This window comes from Streptomyces sp. NPDC054849 (assembly GCF_053610945.1).
The window spans coordinates 1-15,124 of sequence record NZ_JBSGZI010000024.1 but is presented as its reverse complement, the minus strand read 5'-3'; the positions used below and the strand labels follow the sequence as shown (position 1 = coordinate 15,124).

Sequence of the window (15,124 nt, the reverse complement as noted above, 5' to 3'; positions counted from 1 at the left end):
GTCACCCGTTCCAGATCTTCCGGTACGCCTCGCGGTAGCCGGACGGATCCCAGGACGTGGCGCCGCTGCTGTTGTCGGCCGTTGCGATGTGGACGGGTGCCACGTAGCCGCTGGCGGGCTGGGCGGCGAAGGCGCGGTTGAACTCGTCGATGATCTGCCAGCCCTGCTGGGACAGCGGTTCGGGGACGGTGGCGGACTGGAACTGCCTGCTGTTGATCCGCTGGAAGGCCGAGGGGTCGCCGTCGCCCGCCCCGATGTTGAAGGGCGGTCCGGAACCCGGTTTTCCGGCCGCGCGAAGGGCCGGGGCCGCGTCGGCGAAGTACAGGTCGTTGATGGCGACGGAGTAGGTCCACTCGTTCCGGAAGCGGGAGAGGAGGGAGGAGACCGCCTGGGGGGTGCGGCTGCTGGCGTCCGGGATGGGGATGTTCACGGACTCCAGCAGCTTCACGCCGGAGCAGGTGGCCAGCTCCCGCTGGATCAGCTCGGACTTGTTCTTGGCGAACGGAATCGAGTCGTCGGTGAAGAGGACGACTCCGGCGCCGCCGTCGGACCGGGCGATGATCCAGTCGGCGCTGATCCTCGCCACGTCCTCCACCTTCGTGGTGATGTTGGTGAACAGCCGGGGGTTCTCGCTCGGGCCGGGGGACCCCACCGCGTGCCAGCCGATGACCGGGATGCGCGCCGCTTCGGCCCGCGCCATCTGCTGCGAGGTCAGCTGGGGATCGAATCCGCCGATCACGATGCCCGAGGGCTTGAGGGTGATGGCCTGGCTGAGGGCCGCCTGGATGCCGGCGGGGGTGCCGTCGCCGTCGATCACCCGGACCTTCCAGCCGATGGCCTTCGCGGCTTCCTCGACGCCCTGGGCGACGCCTGCGACACCGGGGTTGGTCATGGTCTGTGCGACGTAGACGACGGTCTTGTCGGACACGGCCGCGGGGCCGGTGGTGGGGCCGTGCCAGGAGGCGTCCGGGTTCTCGGCCTGTTGAACGGCCGTCCGGGCCCTCGCGAGGGTGGTGGGACAGCCGGCTTGCGCCGGCCCGGCGCCGGTCGACGGGCCGCCCCCGCAGCCCGCGACGAGGGTGGCGGCTGCGGTCAGCAGGACTGCCGCCGTGAGAGGGGTCTTGCGGTTGGGGTACACGGTGCTCCTGACGCGGGTGCGCGTACGAAGTGTTCTAGGGGTGACCGTTCCTCGCCGGTGCGGCCGACGGCTCAGCGGGTGACCCACGGGTCGGGGTGGCGCTGCTGCGCAGCCGGCGGCGGGCGGAGTAGCCCGCCAGCCCGACGGCGATGAGCAGGGTGGCGCCGTTGAACAGCGGCGTGGCCCAGAACTGGGCGCCGAGCTGGCCGATCCCGGCGAGCCCGATGGCGAGGACGGCGACGGCCACGACGGTGCCGAGGGCGTTGGCGCGGCCGGGTTTGATCGTGGTGGCACCCAGCAGGGCGCCGACGAAGGCGGGCAGCAGGTAGTCCAGTCCGACGCTCGGGTTGCCGGTCTGCTGCTGGGCGGCGAGGAGGACACCGGCGAAGGCGGTGGCCAGGCCCGATCCGGCGAAGGCGTAGACACAGTATCGGTGGGTGGGGATGCCGACCATGCCGGCCGCGCGCGGGTTGGAGCCGATGACGTACAGGTACCGGCCGAGCGGCAGCCGCTCCAGGATCAGCCAGAGCGCGGCTGTGACGGCGAGGACGTAGAAGGCGGTGACCGGCAGGCCGAGGAAGCGGGAGTCGTAGAGGGCGGTGAAGGAGGCGGGCAGGCCGTTCGGGCCGGGGACGATCCGGGCGCCGTCGGTGATCCAGCCGGTGCAGGCGTACATCATGCTGCCGGTGCCGAGCGTGGCGATGAAGGAGTCGATCCGCCCGAACTCGACGATGACGCCGTTGAGGACGCCGGCCGCCGCCCCTCCGCACACCACGGCGAGGCAGGCCAGGGGCCAGGGCCAGCCCCCGTGGACGGTGAGCTGCATCACCAGCACGTGCGCCAGGCCGAGTCCGTAGCCGATGGACAGGTCGAACTTGCCGCAGGCGATGGGGATCGTCGCGCCGAGCGCCAGGATGGCGGGGATCGACTGGTTGGAGAGGATCGAGGAGATGTTGTCCCGGGTGGGAAAGGTGCTCGGCAGGCTGAGGGAGAAGATCAGGAAGAGCAGGACGGCCAGGGCCGGGAGGCCGTAGGCGCCGATGTGGTGCCCCCGAAGCCGGTCCAGCCGGGAACGGATCGAGGGGGAGGGCGAGGGCGAGGGCGAGGCCGAGGGGGAGCGCGAGGAGGTCATCGGCTCGTCGTGGTCCCGGTGATCGCGGGCATGGCCGAGGCGGTTCGGGTCAGTTCGGTGACGGTGAGGGCCGCACCGGTGAGCTCGGCGCTCACGGTCCCGCGGACGAACACCAGAGCGCGATGGCACACGTGGGCGACCTCTTCGAAATCGGTGGAGATGAGCAGGGCCGCCAGGCCGGAGGCCAGTGCGTCGTCGAGCAGCCGGTGAATCGTGGCCTTGGCGCCGACGTCCACGCTGGCGGTCGGCTCCTCGAGGACGAGCAGGCGCAGGTTCCCCCGGAGCCACCGGCCGACCATGACCTTCTGCTGGTTGCCGCCGGACAGGGTGGCGATGGGGACTTCGCTGTCGCGCGGGTGGACCGAGAACCGGTCGATCAGGGCGGCGGCCTCGGCGCGTTCGCGCCGGGGGCTGAGCCGGTGCAGAGGAAGGACGCCGGCTGCCCGGGGATTCGCCAGGAGATTCTCCCGTACGGTCAGTTGGGCGGCGCACCCCTCCTCCTGACGGTTGCCCGCGACGAAGCCGACGCCGCGGTCGAGAGCAGCGGAGACCGAACGCGGCCGGTACGGGCGGCCGTCGAGCAGCGCCCGTCCGCCGAGGATCGGCCGGGCGCCGGCGAGGGCGCGGCCCAGGTCCATGTGGCCGGCACCGGTGAGACCGACCATGCCGAGGATTTCGCCGGGCCGCAGGTCCAGGCTGACCTGTCGGGCGTGTGCGGTCGACAGGCCGTCCAGCCTCAGGAGGGGCGGGCCGGCGGCGGGGGCGGTCGTGGTCCGGTGGGGGACCGGTTCGCGGCCCACGATGGCGCGTACCAGACGGGCGGGGCTGTGACCGGCGAGTGGGCCTCGGTCGACCAGACGCCCGTCGCGCAGGACGGCGAAGGTGTCGGCGACCTTGTACACCTCGTCGAGCCGGTGGCTGACGTAGAGGATTCCGTGTCCTCGGTCGCGCAGGGAGTGCAGTACGCCGAAAAGCCGGGCGCAGTCGGCTGCCGGAAGGGTGGCGGTCGGCTCGTCGAGCACGATGAGCTCGGCCCGGGTCGCCAGGGCGCGGGCGATGGCGACCAGGGAGCGCTCGGCGGGGGCGAGGTCGGCGATCCGGGTGTCCGCGTCCAGGTGCCCGGCGACGATCCGCAGGGCGTCGTCGCAGCGCTCCCGGGCCTGCCGCCAGGAGATCAGTCCGCGGCGGCGCGGGTAGCCGGTGCCCAGGGCGATGTTCTCGGCCACCGTCATCCATGCGACGAGACCGAGGTCCTGGTGGATGAAGGACATGGTCCGCGTGGCCGCATGGGACCCGAGCGGGTGCCCGGCCACCGTCACCTCGCCCTCGTCGGCGGGGTACACCCCGGCGAGCACCTTGATGAGGGTGGACTTTCCCGCGCCGTTCGGGCCGAGCAGGGCGAGGATGCCGCCCCGGTGGATGTCGAGGTCGACGGCGGCCAGTGCGGGAGTGCCGCCGAACCGTTTGCTGAGCCCGCGGATGCGGACGAGAGGTGCTCCACCGAAGGGCGAGGGCGGGCTGGTCGAGGTGTCGGGAGCGTCATGCACAGACTTCTCCGGGGGTCGGCCTCCGAGATCTTCCCGACTGCATGGGCGATTCTATGCCGATCTGGGAGCATATGCCCGGCATTTACTTCTCGCGAATGCGCCGGTCCTGTCGAATCCGCTGTTCACCCCGAAAGTGCCGGTCACCGGTCACGCCGCGGCCAGGGCGCACTCGGCCCAGATCACCTTGCCGTCGGGGGTGTACCGGGTGCCCCAGGCCTGGGCGAGCTGTGCGACGAGGAACAGACCACGGCCGCCCTCGTCGGTGGTGGCCGCATGGCGCATGCGCGGGGCGGTGCTGCTGGCGTCGTACACCTCGCAGATCAGGGTGCTGTCGTGGATGAGGCGTACCCGTATGGGCCCGGTGCCGTACCGGACGGCGTTCGTGACCAGCTCGCTGAGCAGCAGTTCTGTGGCGAACGCGGACTCGTCCAGCCCCCACCGGCTCAACTGGCCGACGGCTGCGGCGCGGATGTCGCCGACCCGGGCCGGGTCGGCGGGCAGCTCCCAGCCGGCGATCCGGTCGGGGGACACGGCGTGGGTGCGGGCGACGAGGAGCGCGATGTCGTCACCGGGGTGCTCGGGCGCCACCGCGTCGAGGACCGCCTGGCAGGTTTGCTCGGGGGCGCGGTCCGCATGGGCCAGTGCGCAGGTCAGCTGGGCGAGGGCCACGTCGACGTCGCGATGGCGGTCCTCGATGAGCCCGTCGGTGTAGAGGACCAGCTGGCTGTGTTCGGGGACCCGTATCTCGACCGATTCGAAGGGCAGACCGCCGAGGCCGAGCGGGGGGCCGGAGGGCAGGTCCAGGAGCCTCACGGTGCCGTCGGGGCTGACCAGCGCGGGCGGCGGGTGCCCGGCGCGCGCCAGGGTGCACTCCTGGGTCGTGGGGTCGTAGACGGCGTAGAGGCAGGTGGCGCCGACGATGCCGGCGGTGCCGGGGGCGGGATGGTCCCCGCCCTCCTCCCGGTCGAGGCGCACCATGAGGTTGTCCAGGTGGGTGAGGAGCTCGTCGGGGGCGAGTTCCAGCTCGGCGAAGTTGCGGGCGGCGGTGCGCAGCCGGCCCATGGTGGCGGCGGCGTGCAGGCCGTGGCCGACGACGTCGCCGACGAGGAGGGCGACACGCATGCCGGAGAGCGGGATGACGTCGAACCAGTCGCCGCCCACCCCGGACTCGGCGGGCAGATAGCGGTGGGCGACCTCGACGGCGCTCTGCTCGGGAAGGCCGCGTGGGAGCAGGCTGCGTTGCAGGGCCAGAGCCAGGCTGTGTTCGCGGGTGTAGCGGCGGGCGTTGTCGATGCAGAGGGCGGCGCGGGCGGCGAGTTCCCGGGCCAGCGCGCGGTCGTCGTCCCCGTAGGGCGCCGGATCCTGGGAGCGGTAGAAGCTCGCGATCCCCAGGACGACGCCGCGGGCCATCAGGGGAACGGTGATGAGGGAGTGGATGTTGTGGGCGAGCAGCAGTTCGGCGTGCTCGGGGTCCTGGGCGATCCAGCCGAAGGCGGCCCTCAGGTCGGGTTCCAGGACCGGCTGTCCGGTGGTCAGACAGCGCATGTGGGGGGTGGTCGGGCTCAGGACGATCCGTTCGCCGACCGGGTAGAAGGGGCAGTCCTCCCGGATGCCGTGGACCACCGTTCGGTGCATTTCGTCGGTCGGGTGGGCGGACTCCTCGCCGCGCAGTACGGGCTCGGGCATGTCGATGGTGACGAAGTCGGCCAGGCGCGGGACCGCTGTCTCGGCGAGTTCCCAGGCGGTGCGGCTCACGTCCAGCGTGGTGCCGATGCGGTTGCCGGCCTCGGCCAGCAGTTCCAGGCGGCGGCGTGCGGCGACGGCGTACTTGCCCACCTCCGGCTCACCCACCAGCACCAGGCCCCGGACCATGGCGTCCGCGCGTTCGCCGGCGGGGTCGTCGGGGCCGTCGGGCTCGGGCGGGGCGGGGACGCGGGCCACCGTCGCGGCCGGACCGGGCGCGGCGCGGGGACGGCCCCCCGACGGCGGGACGGCGTGGGCGGGCGCGGGGGCGTGGTGCTCCGACTCCTCGGGCAGAAGCGCCTCGATGACGATGCCCTCGACCCCGGAGAGGCTCGTCACGGGACGACTCACGAGGGTGACCGACCGGCCGCGGGACAGGGACACCTCGGCGGCGGCCCGGTGCGCCGAGGACATCAGCTCGGTGGCCTTCTCCTTGAGCGTCGTCTGATCGCTCTGCTCCAGCTCGCTCTGCAGCAGTTCGTCCATGCCGATCGGGTGCCCGTCGTCGGCGTACGCGCTGCTCCGGGCACGCCTCGCGGCGTCGAGGTAGGCCTGCAGCAGACCGCGCTCGCGCGCCGAACTCTGCTCCATCAGCCGCCGTTCGATGGCCTCGGCCGCCTTGCGGACCACGGGGATCAGCGCCGGGTTGGCATCGGTGTACGGGTAGCCGAGACACAGGACGCCCTCGATGTGCCCGCTGATCTGGTCACGAACGGGGATCGCCGTACAGGCACTTGACTGGGACCGCTCGGCGAAGTGCTCGGCGCCGTAGACCTGGCAGAGCCGCCGTTCGGCGAGGGTGAGGCCGATGCCGTTCGTCCCGGCGACCTGCTCGGCGAACACGAACCCCGGAAGGGTCTGGATCGCGGGCAGACGGCCGGCCATGGACTTCTCGCCGAACCGGCGTGCAAGAACCGCGCCGTGTCCGTCGGCGAGGCAGATGTTCATCTGGCTGCCCGAGAAGATGGACTGGAGCCGGTCGAGCACGGGCACGGCAGCCCGGACGAGCCGGCCGTCCCGGTCGATGTCGTGATTGAAGGGCAGCTCGGACTGATCCGGCGACAGCCCCAGCAGGCGGCTGCGCTGCCACGAGCTCAGGATCGGACTTCTCACGCCGCCCTCGACCGACTCGCCGTGCAGGAATCGGTCACGGGAACGCACGGGGCCGATGCGGTCTCCGACGACCCCCATCTGCACCACTTCCTCACCAGGGCACCCTTGAGCGACAGGTTTGAGTATATTCCTCACGTTTTATCCGTGAGCGTGGAGCAGATCGACCGGCGGGCCGGCCCGCGGTCACAGGAGCGCGACGGGGTTGACGGGCGAGCCCGTCCCGCCGGGGACGTTCAGCGGTGTCACGACGAGCATGAACGCGTAACGCCCCGCCTCGGCGCAGGCCGCGGAGAGCGGTTCCAGGTCGAGGTTGTCCAGCAGCGGCACCCCCATCGCCGTGATGGCGAGGGTGTGGACGGGGGAGTGCAGGCCCTCGACCGGCGACGGCCGTACGTCGCTGTCCCCGTCGCCGCCGAGCAGGGCGATGGCCCGCTCCGCCAGCAGCGGTACGGCGTCCACGTGCCAGCCCGCGCTCGCCGTACCCGGGTCCCAGGGGCCGGTCTCCCGGCGCCGGCGGAAGTGGCCGGAGCGCAGCAGCACCGCATCGCCGTCCCCGATCCCCACCCCGAGCGCCCGCTCCGCGTCGAGGACGTCCTGCGCGTGCACCGCGCGCCCGGGCTCCAGCCAGTCGACCCCGAGGACGACGGGCAGGTCCAGGAGTACGCCCCGGGTGACCAGCGGGCCCAGTTCCGCCACCGCGCCGAACCGGGCGCCCGTGGCCCCGACGACCTCGCGCGCCGCGCGGTCGTCGTAGAGTCGCCCTCGGTAGGCGATGTGCGACAGTGCGTCGAGGTGGCTCACGCCCTTGCCGTGGTAGTCCACACCGAGGAAGTCCTTGTAGACGGAGGGTTCCGCCGCCTCCACGTCACCCAGGTCGGACATGTAGTGCAACGCGGGCTTCGCGTTGTCCGGCCCCGGCCGGGTGTCCCAGGGCCGCCCCATCGGGATGACCGTGCCGGACCGGACCAGGGCGGCGGCCCGCTGCACGTGGCCCGCCGTCACCCGGTTCCACGCCCCGCGGTCGGCCGCGGCCCACCGGCCCCATGTACGGACCGCCTCGAAGAGCGCGTCGAACTCCTGGCGCGAAACGGCGGGCCCGTTGCCGGACACGGCGGGAGGGGGGTCGGGGGGCGGGGGGCCGGGGCCACCGGCGGGATTGCTGCTCATGAGCGCTCGGCACTCCAAGATCGGTCGGTGTAGAGCAGGTCACCGCCCCGCGCGAGAAAGCCGGGTCATGTCCACTGGCCCATCGTGTACACAGCCCGCGGCTGCCGCATCCGGGCGGTTGCCGACGCGCGTCGGAGTGGCACGCCGTAGGGGATCATGCCCCTGCGCGTGTCGCTCGCGCAGACGCCTCGGCAACGCGCGGACGCCTCGGCAGTGGGATTCACCCCGGGCCATCCCGCCGGGTGGGAGACGTCGCCGAGGGGGCCGCACGGCCCTCTCGTACCGCGCCCGTGAGCGGGTGGTCACCGAGACCACCGCCCGGGTGCGGGAGCCCGCGGAGTGTGTCGGGGCGGCGTCCGGATGTTCAGCGGCGCCCCCACCCGAGCGTTTCGGTCGGGGGCACGCCCGCTTCCCGGAATGCCGGACGTCCGCCGCTGCCCCATCCTTCTCATGAAGGCAACCGCAGCTGACAGGTGCCGATCCCGGAAGGAGCCGTCACCGTGTCCGGACCGCGTGCCTGGCAGCGTCGCTTCACCATGCCGGGCTGGATGCGCAAGTACACCCCGTTCCTGGGCCGGATCCTCGAACAGCTCGCAGGCGTCCGCCTGCTCGACTGCGCCACCCGGCTGGCGGCACAGGCCTTCCTCGGTGCCATCCCCGCCATCTTCGTCATCGGGGCACTCGCCCCCGACTGGATGCACCAGCAGCTGATCTCCACGATCAGCACGACCCTGGGCCTGACGGGTCCCGCGCTGGACCAGGTGCGCGCGGTGTACGCCGCCGGCGACAGCACAGCCGTCGCGAGCACCGGAGCCGTGGGCATCGTGGTCACGGTGCTGTCCGCAACCGCCTGCAGCCGCGCTCTGCAAACCACCTGCGAGCGCTCCTGGCACCTGCCGAAGGCCGCAGCCCGGCTCGCCGCCTGGCGCTGGCTCGCCTGGCTCGCCGTCTGGATCACCGCCCTGCTGTTCCAGGGGCCCGTCCAGGAGGCGTTCGGCGCCGGCCGGGTTCTCGGCACGCTCGTCACACTGGTCAGCGGCACGCTGCTCTGGTGGTGGACCCAGCACCTGCTGCTCGGCGCCAGGGTGGCGTGGCTGCCCCTGCTGCCCGGAGCGATCCTCGTCGCGGTCGGGGAGACGGCGATCACCTGGGCCTCCAGGTTCTACATGCCCCACGCCGTGAACCGCAGCCTGGAGCAGTTCGGCGGCCTCGGCCTGGTCTTCGCCGTGCTTTCGTGGCTGATCGTGTTCTGCGTCGTCGTCACGCTGGGCATCGCCGCGGGATACGTACTGGCCCACGAGTCACTGCTGGCCCGCAGGCTGGGCACGCCCCCCGACGCGCCGGTGCAGACGTCGGCCGCCACGCGATGAGCCGTTGCGCCCTTCCCGCGCCATCCACTCCGCTCCACCGGCCGGTCACCCGGACTGCCGTCGTTCCGTGCGCGGAAGCCTGCCCTCGCAGGGGCCCCCGCGTGACATCACCCGGACCGGGTGACACGACTGGTGATCACCCCCGATCGCGGCTTGAGTGGAGCGCGTGGACCGATCGCCGTCCGTACCCGCACCCCCGTGTGAACCGCGGTGACCTCCAAAGAGGACCGCGCGGTGAGCGACGTTCCCGTCCGCCCGGGGCACAGGAGCCTGACACCGAGCGGTGATCCGATGCTCACCGCCAGATTCGCCGTTCCGGCCGTGCCGAAGCTCCTCGTCCACCGGCCCGAGCTGCTGAAACGCCTCACAGCGGGAGTCCAGGGACCGCTCACCCTCATCAACGGTCCGGCCGGTTCCGGCAAAACGGTGCTCACCGCACACTGGGTGGCCGACGGGCTCGCCCCGCGGCCCCCCGTATGGCTGACCGTCGAGCCCGACGACGCCCCCGGCGCCTTCTGGGCGTACGTCCTGGAAGCTCTTCACCGGGGCGGGGTGGCGCTGCCGGCCGGCGTCGGCAGGCCGACCCGCGCCGAAGGGGTGACCCGGTCGTTCCTGGTGCGGCTGGCGGAGGCGCTGGCCGGGTGCCCGCAGCCCGTGGTGCTCGTGCTCGACCAGTTCGACACGGCGCAGCCGCCCGCGATGACCGAGGGACTGGACTTCGTACTCCGGCACGCCGCCGGAGGCCTGCGCATCGTGCTCACCAGCCGAACCGACTCGCTGCTGCCCCTGCACCGCTACCGGGCGGCCGGCGAGATCGCGGAGATCCGGCACGCGGACCTCAGGTTCACCGACGAGGACGCCGAGGCGCTGCTGGACGAGCACCGGCTGGACATCTCGCCCGCCGGGATCCGACTGCTGATGGAGCGGACCGAGGGGTGGGCGGCCGGGGTGCGCCTGTGCGCCCTGGCGATGCAGAGCAGCGCCGACCCGGAGGACTTCCTGCGTCAGTTCGCGGCCGACCGCACCACGATCGCCGACTACCTGCTCCGGGAGGTGCTCGACGCGCAGCCGCCTGCCACGCAGGACCTGCTGCTGCGGGTCTGCGTCACGGACCGCGTCCACCCGGACCTCGCGGACGAGCTGACCGGCCGGGACGACGCCACCCGGACGCTCGCCGGGCTGGCCCGCGACAACGCGTTCCTGGAGCAGATCGACGCATCGGCCTGGTACCGGCTGCACCCCCTCTTCGCAGAAGTCCTGCGCGCACACCTCCGGCAGCGTCATCCGGGCCTCGAACCCCTGCTGCACGGGCGGGCGGCGCGCTGGCTCGCCCGCACGGGGCGGATCACGGAGGCGGTACTCCAGGCGGCGGCCGCCGGTGACTGGCAGTTCGCGTCGGCGCAGCTGGCCGACAACCTGGCGATCGGCCGGCTCTTCACCGGATTGGAGGCGGAGCAGCTGGGTCGCGCGTTCGCCGGGATGCCGGCCGATCCGACGGGGGCGGCGCCCGCCCTGGTCGCCGCGGCCTGCAGGCTGGCCGCACAGGACGTCCCCGGGTGCGAGGCCGCGCTGCGGCGGGCGGACTCGTACCTGACTGCCGACTCCGCTCCGGCGGTGAGGCTCGGCCGCGCCTTCGTCGGCGTGCTCGCAGGACGGCTCGCCGCGGACCCGGCGGCCACCGAACGGGCGGCGGCCGACGCCGACCGGCTGTTCCGCGAGCTGCCGCCGCCCCTGCTCGCCGGTCACCCCGAGCTGCGCGCCCTGGTGCTGGCGGGTCTCGGCGCGGTCGAGCTCGGCGCCGGTCGCCTCGACCACGCCGAGAGGGCCCTCACGGCCGCCGTCGAGGCGTGCGGGGAGCCGGGTACGGAGTACCCCCTCTGTGACGCGCTCGGTTCCCTGGCCCTGGTCGCGCTCAGGCGAGGCCGGTTGCGGCAGGCGGCCGAGCACGCACGCGCCTCCCTCGCCGTCGCCGAGCAGTCCGCACTTCCGCCCGAGCGCCTCTCCGGGGCCGACCACCTCGTCCTGGCGGGCGTCGCCGTCGAGCAGGACGACCTGCCGGCCGCCCGCCGCCACCTCGACCTGGCGCTGGCGGCCACGGCGTCGGGCCCCCGCCCGGAGCTCGCGGCCGTGGTCGGGGCCGCCGTCATCGGCGCCCGGCTCGCGGCGTCCGAAGGCGACGGGGAGGCCGCGCTCGCACTCCTCCGCGCGGCCGGGACGGCCGGGGCCCCGGCAGGGCTGCCCCGCTGGGCGGTGGACGAGCTGGCCGTGGCCGAGTCGGCCGCACATCTGGCCCGCGGCGACGCCACCACGGCCCTGCAGGTCCTGGACGCGCTGGCCGGTGTGGACGGTGTGGACGGTGTGGACGAGGGGGACGAGGGGGACGGCGTCCGGCCGGAGCACGCGGTGGCCCGGGCCCGCGCCCTGCTGGCGGCCGGCCGCCCCGACCGTGCGTCACAGGCGCTGGCGAGCCTGTCGGGAGACGACAACACCGCGACGCCGGTACGGGCGCGGGCGTGCCTGCTCCGGGCGGAGATCGCGGCGGCGGACGGCGACACCGAGGAGGCCCGCCGGAGGCTGGGGGAGGCGCTGGGGTTCGCCCGGCCGGAGGAACTGCGCCGGATGTTCGTCGAGAGCGGCCCCTGGGTGCGCCGGATCCTGCGCGGGGACCCGCATCTGGCCCAGTTGCACGGGTGGCTGCCGTCCCGCACCCCGGGGCACCCCCGAACTCCGCAGGCCGGCAGGCAGCCGTCGGTGGCGGGGCCGCCAGTGGTGGGGCAGCAGGTGGTGCCGGTGGTGGGGCCGGTGGTGGGGCCACCGGTGGTGGAGCCGCTGAGCCGGCGGGAGACCGAGGTGCTGCGCAAGGCCGCACAGCTGCTGTCCACCGAGGAGATCGCGGCCGAGCTGTACGTGTCGGCCAATACGGTCAAGACCCATCTGAAGAGCATCTATCGCAAGCTCTGCGTCACCCGGCGCAGCGAGGCAGTGCACCGGGCGCAGGACCTCGGAATGCTGTGACCCGCGCGCTCCGGCACCCCGGCGCCCGGCGCGGTGGCGTACGCACGAGCGTCTCGCCCGTACCGGGCGATGCCGAGCCGCCCGGCGGGGCCAGACCATGGCAGGGGAAGGCCGGTGGCAGACCGGGCCTGAGCCTCGGCACCGGACGCCTTCGCCCCGAGGGAAGTGACTGCTCTCATGCGCTACGAATTCCGCATTTCGGGCCTCGTGCCGGACACACTCGCCGCGAACTTCCCCGAGCTCGACCGTGTACCCGTCCGGGAGCAGACGCTCTTCCTCGGCACGGTGGCGGACGAAGCCCACCTGTACGGGCTCCTCACGCGTTTCCAGTCTGTGGGCCTGCGCGTGCTCGAGATGCGCCAGGTCCCCGCCTGAGGCCTCGGGCGCCGCGTGCCGGGACCTCCGAGCCGATCGGCGCACACCAAGACCACCCGCTGCGGGTGATCACGAGAGCCCGTCCGCCGGACGACACTGCGGTGAGGTCCGGCGCCGTACCGCCAATTGCGCGCTGCACCGCCAACTGTGAGGTGAAATTCCATGGGCCAGACGACACCGACCGGGGGAAACTGGAACACCGGCCCTGCGCCGGGTACTACGCCGCTGTTCCCGGGCGGCGGGAGCGACGGCGCGGGAAGCGGGGGCACGGTGTTCGCCGCGGTCCTCCTCCTCGTGACCGGGTGCCTTGCCATCTTCCAGGGCATCGCGGCCATCGCCAACGATGACGTCTATGCGCGCATCGGCGACTACGTCTTCGAGTTCGACCTGACGGCATGGGGCTGGATCCATCTCATCTTCGGTGTCATCGTCGTCCTCACCGGAGTGGGCCTGTTCGCCGGCTCGAACGCGGCCAGGGGCGCGGGCATCGCACTCGCCAGCCTGAGCGTGATCATCAACTTCCTCTGGCTGCCGTACCAGCCGTGGTGGTCCCTCGTCATCATCGCGATCGACGTGTTCATCATCTGGGCCCTGTGCAAGAGCTGGACGCACACCCCCGAGCCCGGTTGACCCCCAGGTCACCGGACCAGGCCGGACAGGCCTGTGCCCCCTGTGGCCTTACTGCACGCGGCACCCGCTCCGCCCACGGATCGGGTGCCGCCGTGTGCCTCGCGGCCTCATCTGACTCGGGGCGCGGTGCCACGCGACCCGCCGCGACGCCCGTCGTGGCGGGTTCGGCGGTCAGGACCAGCCCATCTCGGTGTAGAGGCGTCCGGCGCGGATGCCCTCGACGGCGGCCCGGGCGTACGGGACCATCGGCTCCGGCAGTGCGTCGGACGGCCACCAGTTCCAGCCGACGCACTTGTCCGGCTCGCGGACCTGTTCCGTTCCCTCCCATCGGTGCGCGCGGAAGACGAGCTGCAGGCGCGGCCGGGCCCCCGGGGGGTCGACCACGTGCACGGCGTGCGCGAACTCCACGTCCTGGGCCCGGATGCGCAGGCCGGCCTCCTCCCACGCTTCGCGGATCAGACAGGTGACCGCGGACTCCCGTTCGCAGTGGCCGGCGAGGAAGTGGTGGTGCGAGGCCCCGAAGGGCGAGTCGGGGTGCCGGAGCCCGAGCAGGACCCGGCCCTGGTGTTCCAGGTAGAGATGGACCCCGATGACGTGCGGGCAGGCCCGGGCACCCGGCTTCTCGGCGGGAGCCGTCGCCGACGTACGGGGGCCCGGCAGCTGTGCCTGGTGCTGGTCGATGACCTGCTGCGTCCACGGGCACATGGTCAGGTACGCGGTCCTCCGCGCGTCGAACCAGCGGAGCATGATCCCCTCCGTGAGCGGAAGGCCATCGGCGTCGCCGTCCCACGCGCCGAGATAGACCTGGATCCGGCCCGGGGTGCCGCCGGGCCCGTGACAGTCGACGACCGTGAACGGTTCCAGAGGGACGGTCAGGCCGGTCTCCTCCAGCAGTTCCCGCGCGACCGCCTCCCGAGCGGTCTCGTCCCCTTCGCGGTTGCCGCCCGGAATGCTCCACGTTCCCGGATCGCAGATGTCCGGCTTGTTCGCGTCGCGCAGGTGCAGCAGGTACTGGCCGCGCGAGTTGACCAGCAGGGCGGCGGTACCGCGCGGTTCGGCAGAGGGGATGGACATGGGCGGGCTCCTGCTCGTCGTCGAGGCCGCAGCGCGGACCCGGTCGCCGCACACGGCGGGCGCAGGCGGGCGCGTCGACACGCTGATGCTCCGAGAACGGCCCTGAACGGGGGACGTCACGGGCGACACCGTGGCGAAGGGTGAACACATGTTCCCGTGCATGCCGCTGGGCAGGCGGGCCATGGGATGGTGGTCGCGAAACTCGCTCGAACTGGGGAGAGTCACTCGAACGGGGTATTGCCCGAGGTTGACATCAGGTGTGACGGGAGCGCTTGACTGCGGGAACGAGCAGGTTCACGCCGGCAGGTTGACCGCGACAGGCCGGCGTGCCGCCACCTCGACGGCCGGGACCGCCGCCGGCCCGGCGCGCAGCGCGACCGCTGCGCCGGGGGGAGATGCCTCCGATCGGCGGGGGTGCTGACACCCCTTCGAGGGAACCGGACGCCCTGAATCAGGGCTGGCGGCCGTCAGCTGCCGAAGAAGAGGGGGACGTGCCCCCCTCGGGGCCGTGCGGTGCTCCGGCACCGCTGTGCAGTGACAAGGAGATGCCACGTGTCGCGTGTGTTGAAGAGTGCGGGTCTTGCCCTGGTGATGGGCCTGGCAGTCATCGGCGGTGCCTCCTCGGCGTCGGCGGACGCCATCGCGGAAGGCTTCGCGGCCGGCTCGCCCGGAGTCCTCTCGGGCAACGTCGTCCAGATCCCGATCCACGTTCCGATCAACGTGTGCGGAAACACCGTCAACGTGATCGGTCTGCTCAACCCGACCGCCGGCAACGTCTGCGTCAACGCCTGAGTGTCGTGAACCCCGGCTCGTCCCGGTC

11 protein-coding genes are annotated in these 15,124 nt (G+C 72.7%); 5 read left to right on the top strand and 6 right to left on the bottom strand.

Going from position 1 to position 15,124, the window contains the following annotated elements:
* Position 1 precedes the first annotated feature (1 nt).
* From ACWGIF_RS13665 to ACWGIF_RS13645, 5 genes are all read right to left on the bottom strand, one after another.
* On the bottom strand, positions 2-1,138 hold the full coding sequence (locus ACWGIF_RS13665) for a substrate-binding domain-containing protein (protein WP_453495766.1): 1,137 nt from the start codon (positions 1,136-1,138) through the stop codon (positions 2-4).
* 34 nt (positions 1,139-1,172) lie between these two features.
* On the bottom strand, positions 1,173-2,270 hold the full coding sequence (locus ACWGIF_RS13660; RefSeq protein ID WP_453495763.1) for an ABC transporter permease: 1,098 nt from the start codon (positions 2,268-2,270) through the stop codon (positions 1,173-1,175).
* A complete protein-coding gene (locus ACWGIF_RS13655; RefSeq protein ID WP_453495760.1) occupies positions 2,267-3,817 on the bottom strand; it encodes a sugar ABC transporter ATP-binding protein in 1,551 nt (516 codons plus the stop codon). Before ACWGIF_RS13655 ends, ACWGIF_RS13660 begins: the two co-directional genes overlap by 4 nt.
* Before the next feature lie 147 nt (positions 3,818-3,964).
* The gene (locus tag ACWGIF_RS13650) at positions 3,965-6,751 is read right to left on the bottom strand and encodes a SpoIIE family protein phosphatase (protein WP_453495757.1); all 2,787 of its coding nucleotides are present in this window, start codon (positions 6,749-6,751) and stop codon (positions 3,965-3,967) included.
* Positions 6,752-6,856: 105 nt separating this feature from the next.
* A complete protein-coding gene (locus tag ACWGIF_RS13645; RefSeq protein WP_453495755.1) occupies positions 6,857-7,840 on the bottom strand; it encodes a cyclase family protein in 984 nt (327 codons plus the stop codon).
* A 500-nt stretch (positions 7,841-8,340) separates the two neighbouring features.
* Here ACWGIF_RS13645 and ACWGIF_RS13640 point away from each other — a divergent pair, with 500 nt between their 5' ends.
* The 4 genes from ACWGIF_RS13640 to ACWGIF_RS13625 all read left to right on the top strand — a co-directional run bounded on the left by ACWGIF_RS13640 (position 8,341) and on the right by ACWGIF_RS13625 (position 13,230).
* Complete coding sequence (locus tag ACWGIF_RS13640) at positions 8,341-9,210, top strand: YhjD/YihY/BrkB family envelope integrity protein (RefSeq protein ID WP_453495752.1); 870 nt, start codon at positions 8,341-8,343, stop codon at positions 9,208-9,210.
* A 291-nt stretch (positions 9,211-9,501) separates the two neighbouring features.
* Positions 9,502-12,225 (top strand): LuxR C-terminal-related transcriptional regulator, encoded by a 2,724-nt coding sequence (locus ACWGIF_RS13635; protein ID WP_453495749.1) that lies wholly within the window; start codon positions 9,502-9,504, stop codon positions 12,223-12,225.
* Positions 12,226-12,402: 177 nt separating this feature from the next.
* Positions 12,403-12,600: a hypothetical protein gene (locus ACWGIF_RS13630; protein WP_453495746.1), complete on the top strand. Its 198-nt coding sequence runs from the start codon at positions 12,403-12,405 to the stop codon at positions 12,598-12,600.
* Between the two features lie 162 nt (positions 12,601-12,762).
* Positions 12,763-13,230 carry a DUF7144 family membrane protein gene (locus ACWGIF_RS13625; protein ID WP_453495743.1) on the top strand — a complete coding sequence of 156 codons (468 nt, stop codon included), beginning with the start codon at positions 12,763-12,765 and terminating at the stop codon, positions 13,228-13,230.
* Between the two features lie 171 nt (positions 13,231-13,401).
* On the opposite strand, the gene ACWGIF_RS13620 is transcribed toward ACWGIF_RS13625, so the two are convergent.
* Complete coding sequence (locus ACWGIF_RS13620) at positions 13,402-14,304, bottom strand: NUDIX hydrolase (protein ID WP_453495740.1); 903 nt, start codon at positions 14,302-14,304, stop codon at positions 13,402-13,404.
* A 552-nt stretch (positions 14,305-14,856) separates the two neighbouring features.
* Between ACWGIF_RS13620 and ACWGIF_RS13615 the strand changes: the two genes are divergently transcribed.
* Entirely contained in the window at positions 14,857-15,096 is a 240-nt protein-coding gene (locus tag ACWGIF_RS13615; RefSeq protein WP_453495737.1) for a chaplin, read from the top strand.
* Positions 15,097-15,124: the final 28 nt, after the last annotated feature.